Origin of the sequence: Lysinibacillus sp. FSL M8-0337 (assembly GCF_038593855.1) — a bacterium.
Classification (GTDB): Bacteria; Bacillota; Bacilli; order Bacillales_A; family Planococcaceae; genus Lysinibacillus; species Lysinibacillus sphaericus_D.
The window spans coordinates 2,583,832-2,597,971 of the sequence record NZ_CP151996.1; the positions used below are offsets into that span (position 1 = coordinate 2,583,832).

At 38.1% G+C, this 14,140-nt stretch carries 13 protein-coding genes; 1 reads left to right on the forward strand and 12 read right to left on the reverse strand.

All coding sequences use genetic code 11. The features are described from left to right. Positions 1-5 precede the first annotated feature (5 nt). The 5 genes from MKY08_RS12305 to MKY08_RS12325 form a co-directional block, all read right to left on the reverse strand. A complete protein-coding gene (locus MKY08_RS12305) occupies positions 6-1,091 on the reverse strand; it encodes an aminotransferase class I/II-fold pyridoxal phosphate-dependent enzyme (RefSeq protein WP_069513260.1) in 1,086 nt (361 codons plus the stop codon). Next, complete coding sequence (gene cbiB / locus MKY08_RS12310) at positions 1,078-2,034, reverse strand: adenosylcobinamide-phosphate synthase CbiB (RefSeq protein ID WP_069513259.1); 957 nt, start codon at positions 2,032-2,034, stop codon at positions 1,078-1,080. The genes MKY08_RS12305 and cbiB overlap by 14 nt, the downstream gene beginning before the upstream one ends. After that, the gene (locus MKY08_RS12315) at positions 2,031-2,711 is read right to left on the reverse strand and encodes an adenosylcobinamide amidohydrolase (RefSeq protein ID WP_256093230.1); all 681 of its coding nucleotides are present in this window, start codon (positions 2,709-2,711) and stop codon (positions 2,031-2,033) included. Before MKY08_RS12315 ends, cbiB begins: the two co-directional genes overlap by 4 nt. Positions 2,712-2,991: 280 nt before the next feature. After that, positions 2,992-3,174, reverse strand: coding sequence for a hypothetical protein (locus MKY08_RS12320; RefSeq protein WP_069513257.1), 183 nt, complete (start codon positions 3,172-3,174; stop codon positions 2,992-2,994). Between the two features lie 230 nt (positions 3,175-3,404). Further along, entirely contained in the window at positions 3,405-4,763 is a 1,359-nt protein-coding gene (locus MKY08_RS12325) for an aspartate kinase (protein WP_069513256.1), read from the reverse strand. Positions 4,764-5,866: 1,103 nt separating this feature from the next. Between MKY08_RS12325 and MKY08_RS12330 the strand changes: the two genes are divergently transcribed. Continuing rightward, positions 5,867-7,552 carry a methyl-accepting chemotaxis protein gene (locus tag MKY08_RS12330; protein WP_069513255.1) on the forward strand — a complete coding sequence of 562 codons (1,686 nt, stop codon included), beginning with the start codon at positions 5,867-5,869 and terminating at the stop codon, positions 7,550-7,552. A gap of 132 nt (positions 7,553-7,684) precedes the next feature. On the opposite strand, the gene MKY08_RS12335 is transcribed toward MKY08_RS12330, so the two are convergent. The 7 genes from MKY08_RS12335 to phnM all read right to left on the reverse strand — a co-directional run bounded on the left by MKY08_RS12335 (position 7,685) and on the right by phnM (position 14,129). Beyond that, positions 7,685-8,530, reverse strand: coding sequence for an ABC transporter permease subunit (locus MKY08_RS12335; RefSeq protein ID WP_069513254.1), 846 nt, complete (start codon positions 8,528-8,530; stop codon positions 7,685-7,687). Then, complete coding sequence (gene phnE / locus MKY08_RS12340) at positions 8,530-9,321, reverse strand: phosphonate ABC transporter, permease protein PhnE (RefSeq protein ID WP_342533500.1); 792 nt, start codon at positions 9,319-9,321, stop codon at positions 8,530-8,532. The genes MKY08_RS12335 and phnE overlap by 1 nt, the downstream gene beginning before the upstream one ends. A 15-nt stretch (positions 9,322-9,336) precedes the next feature. After that, positions 9,337-10,173, reverse strand: a complete 837-nt coding sequence (gene phnC / locus MKY08_RS12345; protein ID WP_081328035.1) for a phosphonate ABC transporter ATP-binding protein — start codon at positions 10,171-10,173, stop codon at positions 9,337-9,339. 107 nt (positions 10,174-10,280) lie between these two features. Beyond that, positions 10,281-11,324, reverse strand: a complete 1,044-nt coding sequence (locus tag MKY08_RS12350) for a PhnD/SsuA/transferrin family substrate-binding protein (protein WP_069513252.1) — start codon at positions 11,322-11,324, stop codon at positions 10,281-10,283. Positions 11,325-11,440: 116 nt separating this feature from the next. Next, a complete protein-coding gene (locus MKY08_RS12355) occupies positions 11,441-12,250 on the reverse strand; it encodes a PHP domain-containing protein (RefSeq protein ID WP_069513251.1) in 810 nt (269 codons plus the stop codon). Next, the gene (gene phnL / locus MKY08_RS12360; protein WP_069513250.1) at positions 12,247-12,945 is read right to left on the reverse strand and encodes a phosphonate C-P lyase system protein PhnL; all 699 of its coding nucleotides are present in this window, start codon (positions 12,943-12,945) and stop codon (positions 12,247-12,249) included. The genes MKY08_RS12355 and phnL overlap by 4 nt, the downstream gene beginning before the upstream one ends. A gap of 11 nt (positions 12,946-12,956) precedes the next feature. After that, positions 12,957-14,129: a phosphonate metabolism protein PhnM gene (gene phnM, locus MKY08_RS12365; RefSeq protein WP_069513249.1), complete on the reverse strand. Its 1,173-nt coding sequence runs from the start codon at positions 14,127-14,129 to the stop codon at positions 12,957-12,959. Between the last annotated feature and the right edge of the window lie 11 nt (positions 14,130-14,140).

Genomic DNA, 14,140 nt, shown 5'->3' on the forward strand with positions numbered 1-14,140 from the left:
TTTTCTCACCCCTTATTTGCTTTAAACCACGTTTGTAAACAGTTATGTAAATAGGTCATCGCTGTTACATCCTTAATGCCGATGCGGAACCATTCACCATTTAATCCCATAAAGTTTTTTGTATGGCGCAGGACAATTCCTTGCCCTAAACAAAAGCTAAAAAATGTATCTGGATGTTGGTTGCTTGGCAATGAAAAGCATACATAGTTTGTCACACTATTGGTCACACGGCATCCGTTATCTTGCAAAAAACGTCGGAGCCATTCTCTTTGAGTTGTGGCATAGTCGATTGCCTGTTGACAATAATCATGCTCATCCAAACAGCCCGCACCGATAACAAGCGCAAATGCGTTGAGATTCCAATGTGACAACATTGCTTTTAGCTCTGAAACAATGATTTTGCTTGCAACTAAATAGCCGAGTCTTAACCCAGGAATGGCATACATTTTTGTCATTGATCGCACAACAATAACATGTGGATTATGCGCAACTTCGCCAATTAACGAATGATCTTCACTGACCCAATCAATAAATGCCTCATCCAATACGAGTTCACAGGCTACTTCCGCTCCATAAGCTATTAAGCGGAGGAGTTCTTCTTTTTTTGGTAAAACACCTGTTGGATTATTTGGTGTACAGATATATACTGCATCTGCATGTACCATTTCTTGATAAAGACGTGCCATTGGTAATGTATAGTTTATAACGTCATCCACAACAATTGACACAACATTCGCCCCGGCAGCCTTTAGCGTCCGTTCGTACTCCGAAAATGTCGGATGAATCACAATAACACGTTTATTTACATAGCGTCTGGCTAACACAGTAAATAACTCTGATGCCCCATTCCCTAAGACGATTGACTGTTTTTCAATGCGATGAAAATGGGCCACCTTTGTTAAAAAAGGTTCACCATCTGGATCTGGGTAACGCTGGATTAATGGATAAAATGTGCGCCAGCGTGCCTCAACAAAAGGAGGAGGACCTGCTGCATTGACATTCTCACTAAAATCAAATACTTCTGTCGGCATTTTCAGCCCGAGCTGCTGATAGACATTTTGCGGATTTGCTCCATGATTAGGTAATTGCAAAAATTAACACCTCCATTGCTAACATAACAAGCGTAAAGAGCAGTGTAGCAATTCGCATATGAGTCACAGATGTTGCAATATGCTCTTTCGTTAACGGTACAAGTTTTTCACCCATCGTCGCTCTATACGATGCAACACCTTGATATGTATTTTTCCCGCCGAGTTGTACGCCTAACTGTACAGCAGTTGCTGCTTCCAAATAACCGCTATTTGGACTAGGATGTTTTTTAGCATCCTGTACCCAGCGTTTTAAGCGTTTGCCAAGCGAAACCGTTGTTTCATTTTTTGTACCAAGTACCATCAACAATCCTGTTAAACGACTAGGAATAAAATTTAGGACATCATCAAGTCTTGCGGCAAACATACCAAAATCTTTGTATTTTTCATTTTTATAGCCAATCATTGAATCTAACGTGTTTACTGCCTTGTATCCCCATAAACCAATTGCCCCAAATAAAAATGCATAAAAGAGTGGCGCGGTTACACCATCACTTGTATTTTCAGATACTGTTTCTACTACACCCCGAACAATTTCATCCTCATCAAGCTGATCGGTATCTCGCCCAACAATCCACGATAATTTCACACGTGCCTCTGCAAAATCTCCTTGGACAAGAGGCTCATAGACAGCTATTGCTGCTTCTTTTAAACTACGCTGTGCTAGTCCAACGCCAATTAATAACCCCTCTATTAGAATTCCAAACACGATGTTCACTTGATAACTAAGCACTACAATCACGGTTACAACAAACATGGTCGTTCCAACGACAGCAAGCGCCATAATCATCCCACGAAATTTTCGCATATTGCCCTTATTCCACAAGGCGGTTTGCGCTTGAATAAGTTTGCCTATCCACCGTACTGGATGTGGCATTTTGGGAGGATCACCGACAACTAAATCAAATAATAAGCCAATGATACAGGCAATCACTAATAACATCATAGTGGATTCGCCTCTTTCTCTTTTTTGTATTTTTGGATGGCCTCACGCATCGTTTCATAAACACCATGTCCAATCACTTTGCCCAACATTGTGATAGGGCCTGCATATTGATGGAAATCGCCTTCTTCTGTCGATGCAATAAGCAAACTATCCGTTGACGTGCCTGTTGCTAATGTACCCGTAGTAGGGTCCGTAATATTTTCATCTATTAGTGCTTTAACCTTTGCCTCTGTCGTAGAGATCATTGCCTGGAACAGCGCCTCATCCGATAGTTTCCCATTGATTAGCACCCACGTATTAATCGTTCCAGCGTGATATTGCTCTTGTCGATGAAATGCACGTGTAATATCGACGGCATTGCCCAAGCCTGCCGTTATCATAACAACTAGATGCAACCCTTCATATGTAAATTCACGTATTGTTGCGAAACGAGCGTCTACCGCTGTCATCATCGCAACGGTTTTGTCGATGGGAAAACCCGCTGATTGCAAAAAACACCGTAATTCATGATGTGGTTTTCGTTCATCGTACGTTTTGGGTACAGAGCGATTCAGCAGATGTGTATAGTAGCCAAAGCCTGGATTATGCATCGCTGACGAGACAACTTTCATCGGAGTTGTTGTTTGAATCGTAACATAATTATCTATTATTTTTATATCTTCCATACGTACAATCATGATCTACTTACCTCCATTATTGATTATATAATTTATTGGTTATTCACTACTCCCTTTCAAACGGGAGAACCCATATTTTGTAGCGGAGGTAAATAAAAAAACAAATTCTTACAAGAAGAATTTGTACTGTTCATTCTTTAATTATGAATACACTGCAAATTTGAACCTTCTGAATTTTTTGTATAGTACAAAATAACAACTTCATCGTATTGAAATTATTTATTTCTTTGAAATTGTATCATAACTTTGATGTTTGCAACATTCATTTTAGCTAATTTTCTTATTGCTTTTGCTTTAAATTTTTAAATCGAATAATTGAACCGGCTATAATAAAAACCCAACCAATCCCAACAAATACAATTTTCATAGATTTCGTCGATGCTGGTAAAATGTCCATAATGGTTAAACAGACAACTAAAATACCGATAACTGACAAAATCATACCCATTGAAAAACTTTTCAATCTATTACGACCTCCTATCTATGTACGAACTCGATTTTACAGCATTACTGTATAAAAGAAAACTCTATTCCTTCTAGTAGTGTTTGATTTTTCGGAGGCATTCATACATCCATGTAACTACCAAAATGAAAAAGCTGCCTTATAAGCAATGAATGCATTACTTATAAGGTAGCTCCGTTTTATTTTTAGATAATTTTATCGTTATCATAAAACTATCGTATTGAGTTCACTTATGCTTGCACTTGTGCAAAGAATTCTCCATATAGTGCTTGTAAAATTCGATTTTCATACTCTTGTAGAACACCGAATACAAGACTTACTTCAGACGAGCCTTGATTAATCATTTCAATATTAGCTCCAGTTTTAGATATGGCTGTTGCTGCACGTGCCGCAAGACCTGTGTTATTACGCATCCCTTCCCCAACAATCACAATCATTGAGAATCCATGACGCATTTGGACATCATCTGCCTGCAATTCATTTTTCACACGCGTTAAAATACGCGCTTCATTTTCTGGTGTTAGTTGGTTGGATCGCATAATTACCGAAATATCATCTAAACCAGATGGAGTATGTTCATATGAAATATTTTCATCTTCTAAAATTTGTAGAAGCTTACGACCGAACCCTACTTCACGGTTCATTAAATATTTTGACACATATAACGTTGAAAAGCCGCTGTCTGCCGAGATACCTGTAACCGGACGACCTGTAGCAGGACGACTCGGTACAATTCGAGTACCTGGGGCTGAAGGATTATTTGTATTTTTTATGTTAACTGGCACCCCAATCTTATAGACAGGCATTAATGCTTCATCATGGAAGACAGAAAAGCCCGCATAGGATAATTCGCGCATTTCGCGATACGTTATTTCTTTAATTTCTACTGGATCATTCACGACTTTCGGATTTGCGGAAAATACACAATCCACATCCGTAAAGTTTTCATAAAGCTCCGCTTCAACAGCAGCTGCTAAAATAGAGCCTGTAATATCCGAGCCTCCGCGATCAAACGTACGCAATATGCCCGCTTTAGTGTAACCGAAGAAACCTGGGAAAACAATAATTTCTTTTGTATCTTTTAATGGCGCTAAATTTGTATAGGCTTCAGGTAAGGCAAACGTACGCTCAGGTAAATCATTGACGACCAAACCTTCTTTTGGACTTACATAGCGTGCTGACATACCGATAGAGTTAAAATACGCTGCAATAAGCTTGGCATTGTTATCTTCTCCAGCCGCTTTTAAGCTATCAATAAATAATTCTTCATTGGAAGGATCACCTTGCACACGTTCGCGCAAGTCTTCTGTAATAACGTCACAAATCGTATGATCTAGTTGTAAACCGTCAGCAATAGACTTGTAACGATTGACTACTGTTTGTAGTTTTTCTTCTATATTTTCATTTTGTAATGCCGCATTCGCTAAGTCAATTAGTAAATCTGTTACTTTTATATCATCACCAGAACGTTTTCCTGGTGCTGAAACGGCTACGATTTTGCGTGCCGGATTAGATTTTACAATGTTTGCTACTTTTTGAATTTGTTCTGCACTTGCTACAGATGTTCCACCAAATTTACATACGATCATATCTATCAAATCCTAACTTTTTAAAATAATGTATTCCTCCAAAAAACAATTGAATGTACACAGTGTACAAATTATCGTTCTCTACGTCAATACAATTTAAAAAATTCACGCAATTCGTCGATAGAAAAATGGACAATTTTCGCACTGTTTGATTTATTATACGGATTTCATATGAAATAGTTAAGGTTTTTATAAATTTTTTTCGCATATGTCACATAATCGTGTAAATTTTCGTTTGAACTAGCTTAAATGCGCTATATGAGCATGGCGATTACAATTGTTCATGAAAAGACGCGCTTCAAATTAGCTCGTCTCCTTTATTAAATGGTGTCCAACCGCTTCCTATCATACGTCGCTACCTGAAAACTGTTTTTTATGACTAATGAAGAGAGCGCTTACTGTCATTATGATATGCTACAATCATCATTATGTCTGTGCTATTTGATAATGAATTTGCTTGCAACAATTTAAAAATGCCATCTTATACTAAGATGGCATTTTTTGTGCGCTTACCTTTTTGTCTATTGTGTTATAACCTTTCCCATTTCCTTTTGTACCTGCTGGAAATACAGAAGCTTTCGTCTTTCTTCTATATAATGAAGCAAACGCTTACTTCCTTTTTGTTTTTAGTAAAATAGCTGTCTTTTTACATTTTGTTGCCATTATTTCTGTGATACAAAAGATTAGTAACTCAAATTTACGGGCTACTCACTTTATGTTTATATGAAAAAGCAAAAATCTACCACATAGTTCTCGCCAATCACCACATGTGATGTTAAAATAAACTAATATTTAGCAATAATAGATTCATTATCTTTAAATAATATAAGACAAAGCAAGTGACTTTATTTATAAAGCCAATGAGCACATTGTGGGCTTTTCTCTTATTTTATTTAAGTACTGAAAAAGAATATCAAACTGTTAAGCCATATAGTTTGATAAAGGACACTACAAGTAGATGAATACTTATTGCAAAAGATAATAGTTATAAAAGCAAGATGTTAATACCCCATTTGGTGTTAGTCGACCATATCACTATTTATCTCTATCACTTTTGCTTCCTTAAAGCAAAGTTAATTTATCGAAATAGATGGAGGATTTGTATGCGTATTAAGACAAGACTTATTCTTGTTACTTCAATTTTTGTGTTATCAATCATGGCCGTCGGTAGTTTCGGGACATGGTCTTTATCGAAAATTGTCTCACAAAATAATGATGTAAATAATTTAATGGAAATTAAAGTGATTACGAAGCAAATACAATATCGGCTTGCCGGTCTCTCAAATGATGAGCGAGCATTACTATTAACTAATGATCCAACATTTGTATCACAAATGGAGGAAAAATCAAACGATATCATACAGCAATTTAATCAATTATATTCCTTTTCCATCATATCTTCAGAGCAACAGACCATTGATGACATTAAGGAAAATTACGAAGAATATTGGAATCAAGTTCAATTAGTTATTCACAATCATACGATTGACCCTAAGAAAGCTGCTGACATTCATTTTGGAGAAGAACGAAGAATACGGAAAGAAGTACTTGACCCTTCGTTTGAACGTTTTATTGCACAAATAGATCAACAAACAGAAGTAGCAAGCGCCAGCTTAAAATCGCAGTCTAAAATGAGCCAAGCACTTCTACTCGGGGTTGCCATAGTTGCCACAGTATCTGGAATCATATTAGGCGTTTTACTTTACCAATCCATTTTAAAACCATTGCGCCAACTAAACATTCAGATGAACGATATCGCGCAAGGAAACGGCGATTTAACTAAAACTATCCAAGTAAAAAACAAAGATGAATTAGGGGAAGTAGCTGCTTCATTTAACCACTTCATTTCTTCATTAAAACAGATGATGACACAAATTAGCTCTTCATCCGAGCGAGTAGCAGCGTCTTCCGAAGAGTTTTCTGCGAGTGCGGAACAATCAAAACGATCTTCGCATCAAATTACGGAAAATATACAAGATGTCTCGACTAGTATGGATAGCCAAGCGAACATTTTACACGAAAGCACTATTGCCATCGTGCAAGCATTGCAAAGTTTAGAAAGTATGACACATTATACAGCTGATGTTTCAGAAGATACGAATGAAGTTAGTATACAGGCGGATCAAGGAGAAAAATCCGTTAAAGAAATTGTTTCGTCCATGGAGGCCATTGCACAATCGGTAGACGAAACAGATAAAAATATCAATTCACTTGCTGAAGATGCTGTCAAAATTGGTGAAATCACAACATTGATAAATGACATTGCCAATCAAACAAATCTTCTTGCCTTAAATGCGGCCATTGAAGCTGCACGTGCAGGAGAGCATGGAAAAGGATTTGCCGTAGTTGCAGAAGAAGTACGGAAATTAGCTGAACAATCCAGTGGCTCGACAAATCAAATCAAAGCACTCATTACACGTATTCAAGAGACAACCAATGAAACCGTTCAAACGATACAAAAAGTGAAAACAAATGTCGGAAGTGGGGTTCAATTAACCTCTACTACTTCCGTACAATTTCAAGATATTAGGCAATCCATTGCCCATGTCACTGGTAAAGTACAAGAAATAGCTGCCACAACAGAACAACTAACAGCCGATTTTACAACAGTTACCCAACAATATGAAATCGTTTCTTCACTCTTTAAGGAAAATTCCGAAAGTACACACGAAGTGGTCGCTGCAACAGAAGAACAGTTAGCTTCTATGGAAGAAATTCAAAGCGTTGCGCACACATTAACGAGCATTTCGGATGCGCTTAATCAGATGGTACGTAGCTTTAAAATCTAAATGACAAATAACACCCTAATTGATGTATGAAATAACCATCATTAGGGTGTTGTTTTTATTATCGTTCGTTTCTTTTAGGATTAGAACTTGCCTACAGTGTGTTCGAAGTCAAATCTTCTTCTGCACCTCATTTTATGATTTCGCCATTAATTTTCTTTTAATACGAAGGGACACAAGCTCTAAGATGATGGCGACAATAAGAGCGCAATACGTAATCATCCCAACTTCGTGTAAATCATAGTAAAAACTAGAAGCCATAAATAACTCAAAGCCAATACCACCTGCCGCCGCCGCTGCACCCATCGCCACTGCCACACCATAGTTCGTTTCAAAGCGTAAGAAAATCCACGACACCATATAGGACGAAGACTGCGGAACGACAGCATGCCATACAATATGCCACCAATTCGCTCCTGACGCCCGCAATGCTTCTATAGTACCTTCTTCTAACTCCTCAAATGATTCAGCAAATGCCTTTGTTAAGTAAGCAATGGTATGTAGCATCATCCCAAGTACACAAGCAATTGCACCGAGACCTGCAACAATCGCAAAGATTAACACCCACAGAACTGTAGGTACAGCTCTAATAAATGAGTTAAAAGCGATTATTCCATTTGACACCATTGAAGGTGCTAAGTTTTTCGCGCTAAAGATAGCAAGGAAAAAGGAGATGACTGCTCCTAAAATCGTTGCTAAAAAAGCTAAAGCAAGTGTCATACTAATTTGCTTTAACGCTGTAGCAAATGTAATTTGATGAAAGGCTGGTTCTAAAAACATCATCTTTAAATTACCTAGCGTTAAGGAAATGGCTGTTGACCATGTAATGGTCCCATAATCAAGGAAAAATGGTCCAATTAGTGTAAACAACAATAGTGCCCATAATACAAGACGCATGACGATATTCGCCTTTGTCGTTTTAGTGATTTGAATTCGACCATTTCTTACTTTGACATTTGTCTCTAAAGGTGACACGTGCATTAAGAGATCACCTTCCTTACTTTGTTTGATGTAAATTCAATAATAAAAACAACCGCGATAATCATAATGGTAATAAGCCCCAGCATATTATAATCCAGTTTTTTATAGTAAAGATCAAATAAATAACCAATACCTGTACCTGTTAATAATCCAACTAATGTCGCACTTCGAATATTGGTTTCAATCATATAAAATATCCAACTAAGCATCTGAGGCATCGTATCTGGTAATACGCCTTTCCATACCATTTGAAAATAGGTAGCCCCTGTAGCCATTAACGCCTCTACTCCGTCTGAACTTGCCTCATCAATTGTTTCAATAAACATCCGAACTAAAAAGCCAAACGTCGAGAAAAATAGTGCGAAATAGCCCGTTATAACATTATGTCCAAATGAAATAACAAGAACAAGCGCCCATGCGATTACTGGAACATTACGAAAAATGGATGCAATGAACCTTGCTACAAAGCCGAAGAAACGATTGAATTGTGTCGTTTGCGCCCCCAATATGGCAAAAAGCAAAGCAAATACGGCTGCTGTAGTAGAGGCTATGACGGATAAAATAATCGTCTCCCAAAGACGTTTTAATACTTTTGGGATATTTTCTATTGTTTCAGCTGAAGGCACTAAATTGTTAATCATCCATGCAAGTGTACTAGGAATCGCGTATAACCCTTCTATTATATTAAACTTTGTAATGGCTGCTGAGCCGTACGTTAATACAATCAGTGCGACCATTACCCCTGTCATTCGCCACTTTTTTCTACGTAAAATATTCGCCTCTGTCATCATACCCTCCGCATCCTCTTATTCCGTAATTAATTCATGTACGCTTGTTCCATAAATGTTACGTATAGCAAGCTGGTTTAACTGCTTCGGTAGATCATCAAATACTTTCTCCCCTTTACGTAATCCGATAATCCGATCAGAATAACGCATGGCAACGTCGACTTGATGTAAATTCACTAACACAGTAATGCCCATAGACTGTGAAATTTCCTTTAAATGATCCATAATAACTTTCGATGAATTGGGATCAAGGGATGCGATAGGCTCATCACATAACAATAACTTTGGCTCTTGCACTAATGCCCTTGCTATCCCTACTCGTTGCTTTTGACCACCACTTAACTGGTCACAACGTTTATAAATTTGATCCTTCATATCCAGCTTCTCTAATATAGATAATGCAAGTCGTTTCTCTTCTTCTGTATAAATACTTAGGACACCTTGCATCGTGGATTTATAACCAAATCGACCATGCAACACATTTTCAAATACCGTCAGGCGGGAAACTAAGTTATAATGCTGAAAAATCATGCCCATTTTCGCACGTTGCTGCCGCATTGCTCTTTTATTGATCGACGTAATATCTTGCTGATCAAAAATGATTTCTCCTTTGGACGGTTCAATCATTCGATTAATGCAGCGTAGTAATGTCGATTTCCCTGCACCCGATTGACCTATAATGGATACAAACTCGCCTTCTTGCAAGGAAAGATTAATATCATTTAACACCATGGACTTATGGTCATAGCTTTTAGCAATGTTATTTAGCTGTAAAATCGTGTTTGCTTGCTCTCTTTCTGGAGCAACAGTAAATGCCGACTGTAGGGGCTGTCTTTCCAATACAATAGTAGTCATTATTCTCTCTCCTTGTATCGTTATTTTATAAAGCTAATAGCATGGAAAATCGCTGAAACTTTTTTGAAAAAGGCTTCTATCTTTAAAGATAAAAGCCCTGTACAGTATTATTTTGATAGTTCGCGAATTGGATTAAACCAAGCATCTTCCACTTCTAAGAAACGCTCGTCCGCCGCCCGATAGAACAATCCCGAATCGCCGGAATCTTTTGGTACAAAAATACTTTTGTTATTGGTTGTTTCATCTGAGATTAAGAGATCTTTTAATGTCTTAATATCTTCTTCGCTTAATACCGACGTATTAACTACGAATGGAGCGTTAAGTACTGGTGTTACCTGTATCAGCACAAACTCTTTTCCTGTTAACGTGTTAAACGGTGCTGCAGCATTATCTTTTACCTTATAAACCGCACCTGGTGTACTTGCTTTTCCTTCCACTAGCTCAACATAAGCTTCCACACATGTATCACAAAATGCTGCGATATCAGAGCGCTCCATCAACATATTGACAGCTGAACCTTGGTGGGAATCCCCAAATAACACTTCTGGATACACTTCATTGCCTTCCATTAAAGCTTCTTCTGTTAAATTTTTATTGCTAAAGTGAGAAATAATTGAACTGGTTGGTACTTTGAAACCTGATGTTGAAGAAGCAGATACGAAAGAAATCGTTTTGCCTTCCGTTGTATCTAACGTATATTGGTCATTCTTTTGATATTGCTCTGCCTTATCCTTTGGAACAGCTAGCCAGCTATAATAGACCGCATCGTCTAACGTACCAGACTCTCCTGATGGTACAACTAAGGGTTCGACATCTTTACTTTTGTCCTTTGCTTCGATATACCCTTGTGCTCCCATAAAAGCAATATGTGCATTGCCATTGGCAATTGATTCAATCGCAATCGCATAATCTGTCGTTAATTTATGTTCTACTTTACGCCCTGTTGCCTTTTCAAAAATGGCACCAAAAGCATCACGAGAAGGAGCCATTTCAGAACCTGATTCATTTGGATACCAAACCATTACAAGTGGTTCATCTGATTTTGCATTGGCTTTCTTTGTTTCACTTGTTCCATTGTCCGAAGAACTACAAGCAGCTAAAAAAAGTACAGTTAACATGCCCATCAAAATGGATAACCATCGTTTGTTCATTATTCTTCTCCTTTTTCACTTCAGTTTTTGTAGTTTTGCTCTACATGCCCCATTTAATCATCTCAGAAAGCGCTTGAAAATAGCTCCGCATTTTTCTTAATAAAATTTTACATTGACTAAATAAAAACGGCCGTTTGTAAATTGGATAATGTATATTGCCCTAACTGTACAGGTGCACCATAACGACCATGATAATCTGATCCACCTGTTGTAATTAAATGATATTTTTGAGCCAATTGTTGCACCTGTTCCATATGCACAGATGTGTGATCAGGATGAATTAACTCGATTCCATCGAGCCCCTCTTGCACAAGCTCCTCCGTGATATCGAAAGAGTCTAACTGACCAGGGTGGGCAACGACAGCCACTCCGCCATCTGCATGAATGGCTTGCAATGCTTCAAATGCATCAACATAAACAATATCCCCTGCTGCTACTCCTGTTTTAAATAATGAGCGATACAATGTTTGATAATATTCTGAGCTATATGCCTCTTCTGTCAACGCATTCATTATATGCTGTTTATATAATGTACCGCTTTCGCGGGCAAAGGCGAGTGCCTGCTTTGCATCGAGCGGGAACCCCGCCTCCTGTATGCGCGCTAATTGCCATAATGAATGGTCGTGTCGGCGAGCAAGTAGTGGTGTACAAAGTGCTTGAATATGTGGACATTGACCTTGAAAACCATAGCCAAGCATATGGACTTTTCGCTGACGCTTAAAGTCATAGGCAGATATTTCAACACCAGCAATAAATTCGATATCGAATTGTGCCGCAAGCTTACGCCCCTCCGCATGGTGAGCTGTTGTATCATGGTCAACAACGCCTAGATGTGTGATACCAGCTGCCTTCGCTTGCTGAAATAATTGCATCAATGTTTCGCTACCATCGGAATAACGACTATGTGTATGCAAATCTATTTTCACGCTAACACTTCCTTGTCGCTAATTTTCATCATTGTAAAAACATCATCGCACAAGCCTTCCATAAACTCTAAATCATGAAAAATACCAATTAAAGTAGTTCCTTGTGCTTTTAGCTTTTCGATGGATTCCCTTACCTTAACTTTCGATGCTTGATCTAAGCTAGCAGTAGGTTCATCTAAAAGAAGGAGGCGTGGCTCTTTCACTATCGCACAAGCAATATTTAAACGAAGTTTCTCTCCACCCGAAAAATTATTTGGATAATTATCCCATAATTTTTCCTCTAAATCAAAATGACGTAATGCTTGCTTTGCTCGGGCAATAGCTTCTTTTTGTTCTACACCTACATCTAGTAAAGATTGTGTCACAAGTTCTAATGCAGTCGTTCGAGGCATGACGTTTAAAAATTGCGACACATAACCAATTTCATGTTTTCGTAAATAAACAATTTGTCGAGTCGTTGCCTGTAATAAATCTATCTCACCATAGGCTTCTGAATGGAATATGATGTTTCCAGCTTGCGGCATATAAGTGCGATAAATACTTTTTAAGATGGTCGATTTGCCACTGCCACTTTTACCGACAATCCCTAAAAAGCCCCCCTCCCTCACATGCAACGATATATTTTCAAGTGCTGGAAAGGTCTTTTGTAAATGATGAATAGTAAACGATTTCTGCAAATTGTGTATAGTTAACATCGTTTCCCCCCTTAGCGATAATTGGTTTGCATAATAATGTTGCCATCAACCATAGTTGTTGTAACAACGGGATAGCCGTCTTCCATCTGTTCAATAATTAATATATCTGCCTTTTTACCAACCTCAATTGAGCCAATTTCGTGATCAAGATTTACTGCACGTGCAGGATTAATCGTCACAAGTTGGAATAACCGATGTAAATCTTCCTCATATTGTTTCGATAATTCGAAAATCCCGTGTAACATAGCAGGAGGATAATAATCACTACAAATAATATCGATTACTTGTGCTTGAATCGCCTCACTTGCGCTTAAATTACCTGAATGAGAGCCACCATTTAAAATATTGGGTGCACCAGCAATCGTTTGCATCCCCATCTTCTTTGCTTCTTTTGCCACATCGAGTGTAATGGGAAACTCACTGATTGTTGTGCCATACGATTGAACAAGTTGAAGTTTTGCTACATCATCGTCATCATGTGAAGCAACCGCAATGTTATGCTCAATGGCTAGTCGACTTAGTCGTTCAATATCATCGAAAGTCATTTTCGCCTTATCAACTTGATTTTGAATTAATACATTGGCTTCCTGATCTGACATGGAACGATAGCCGCGCATAATATTTTTATAGATTTCAAGATTTCGATATTGTCCCTGACCTGGTGTATGATCCATAAATGATAGCAAATGCACTTTGCCATCTTTAATATTGCGCTCTAAGTTCGGGATTTGATCGATGGAATCAATTTCAAAGCGAGCATGTAACCGATGTCGTATTAAATGTGGCTCTTCGTGTGAAGCGTAAATCGCATCAACACATTTTTGAACATTTTCAGGATTACGAATTGCTTTATGTGAGTATTTATCATCCCCGTAATAGGATAAGGAATGAAAAATTGTTGTAATGCCATGCGTCATTAAAATGCGTTCGCTCTCCCGTAAACCAATATTCATGCTCATTACTGAGGTTGGACGAGGGCTGACAATCGTCTCTATATAATCCGAATGAATATCGACAAAACCTGGTGACACATAGCCACCTTTAGCATCTAAAATCTCTATACCCTGTAAATCAATGTCCGCTTCATGGACAATCGCATTAATTAAATTGTCCTCCACTAATACAATGTGGTTTTTTAAAAATTGCTGTTCTGTCACAATAACGCCATTTATAATCGCAAGCATTCATTTACCTC

Coding starts and splice junctions, on each gene's coding strand:
- MKY08_RS12350 (WP_069513252.1), bottom strand. CDS start 11,324: ATGAACAAACGATGGTTATCCATTTTGATGGGCATGTTAACTGTACTT.
- MKY08_RS12325 (WP_069513256.1), bottom strand. CDS start 4,763: ATGATCGTATGTAAATTTGGTGGAACATCTGTAGCAAGTGCAGAACAA.
- phnC (WP_081328035.1), bottom strand. CDS start 10,173: ATGACTACTATTGTATTGGAAAGACAGCCCCTACAGTCGGCATTTACT.
- phnM (WP_069513249.1), bottom strand. CDS start 14,129: ATGCTTGCGATTATAAATGGCGTTATTGTGACAGAACAGCAATTTTTA.
- MKY08_RS12330 (WP_069513255.1), top strand. CDS start 5,867: ATGCGTATTAAGACAAGACTTATTCTTGTTACTTCAATTTTTGTGTTA.
- cbiB (WP_069513259.1), bottom strand. CDS start 2,034: ATGATGTTATTAGTGATTGCCTGTATCATTGGCTTATTATTTGATTTA.
- MKY08_RS12315 (WP_256093230.1), bottom strand. CDS start 2,711: ATGATTGTACGTATGGAAGATATAAAAATAATAGATAATTATGTTACG.
- phnL (WP_069513250.1), bottom strand. CDS start 12,945: ATGTTAACTATACACAATTTGCAGAAATCGTTTACTATTCATCATTTA.
- MKY08_RS12335 (WP_069513254.1), bottom strand. CDS start 8,530: ATGCACGTGTCACCTTTAGAGACAAATGTCAAAGTAAGAAATGGTCGA.
- phnE (WP_342533500.1), bottom strand. CDS start 9,321: ATGATGACAGAGGCGAATATTTTACGTAGAAAAAAGTGGCGAATGACA.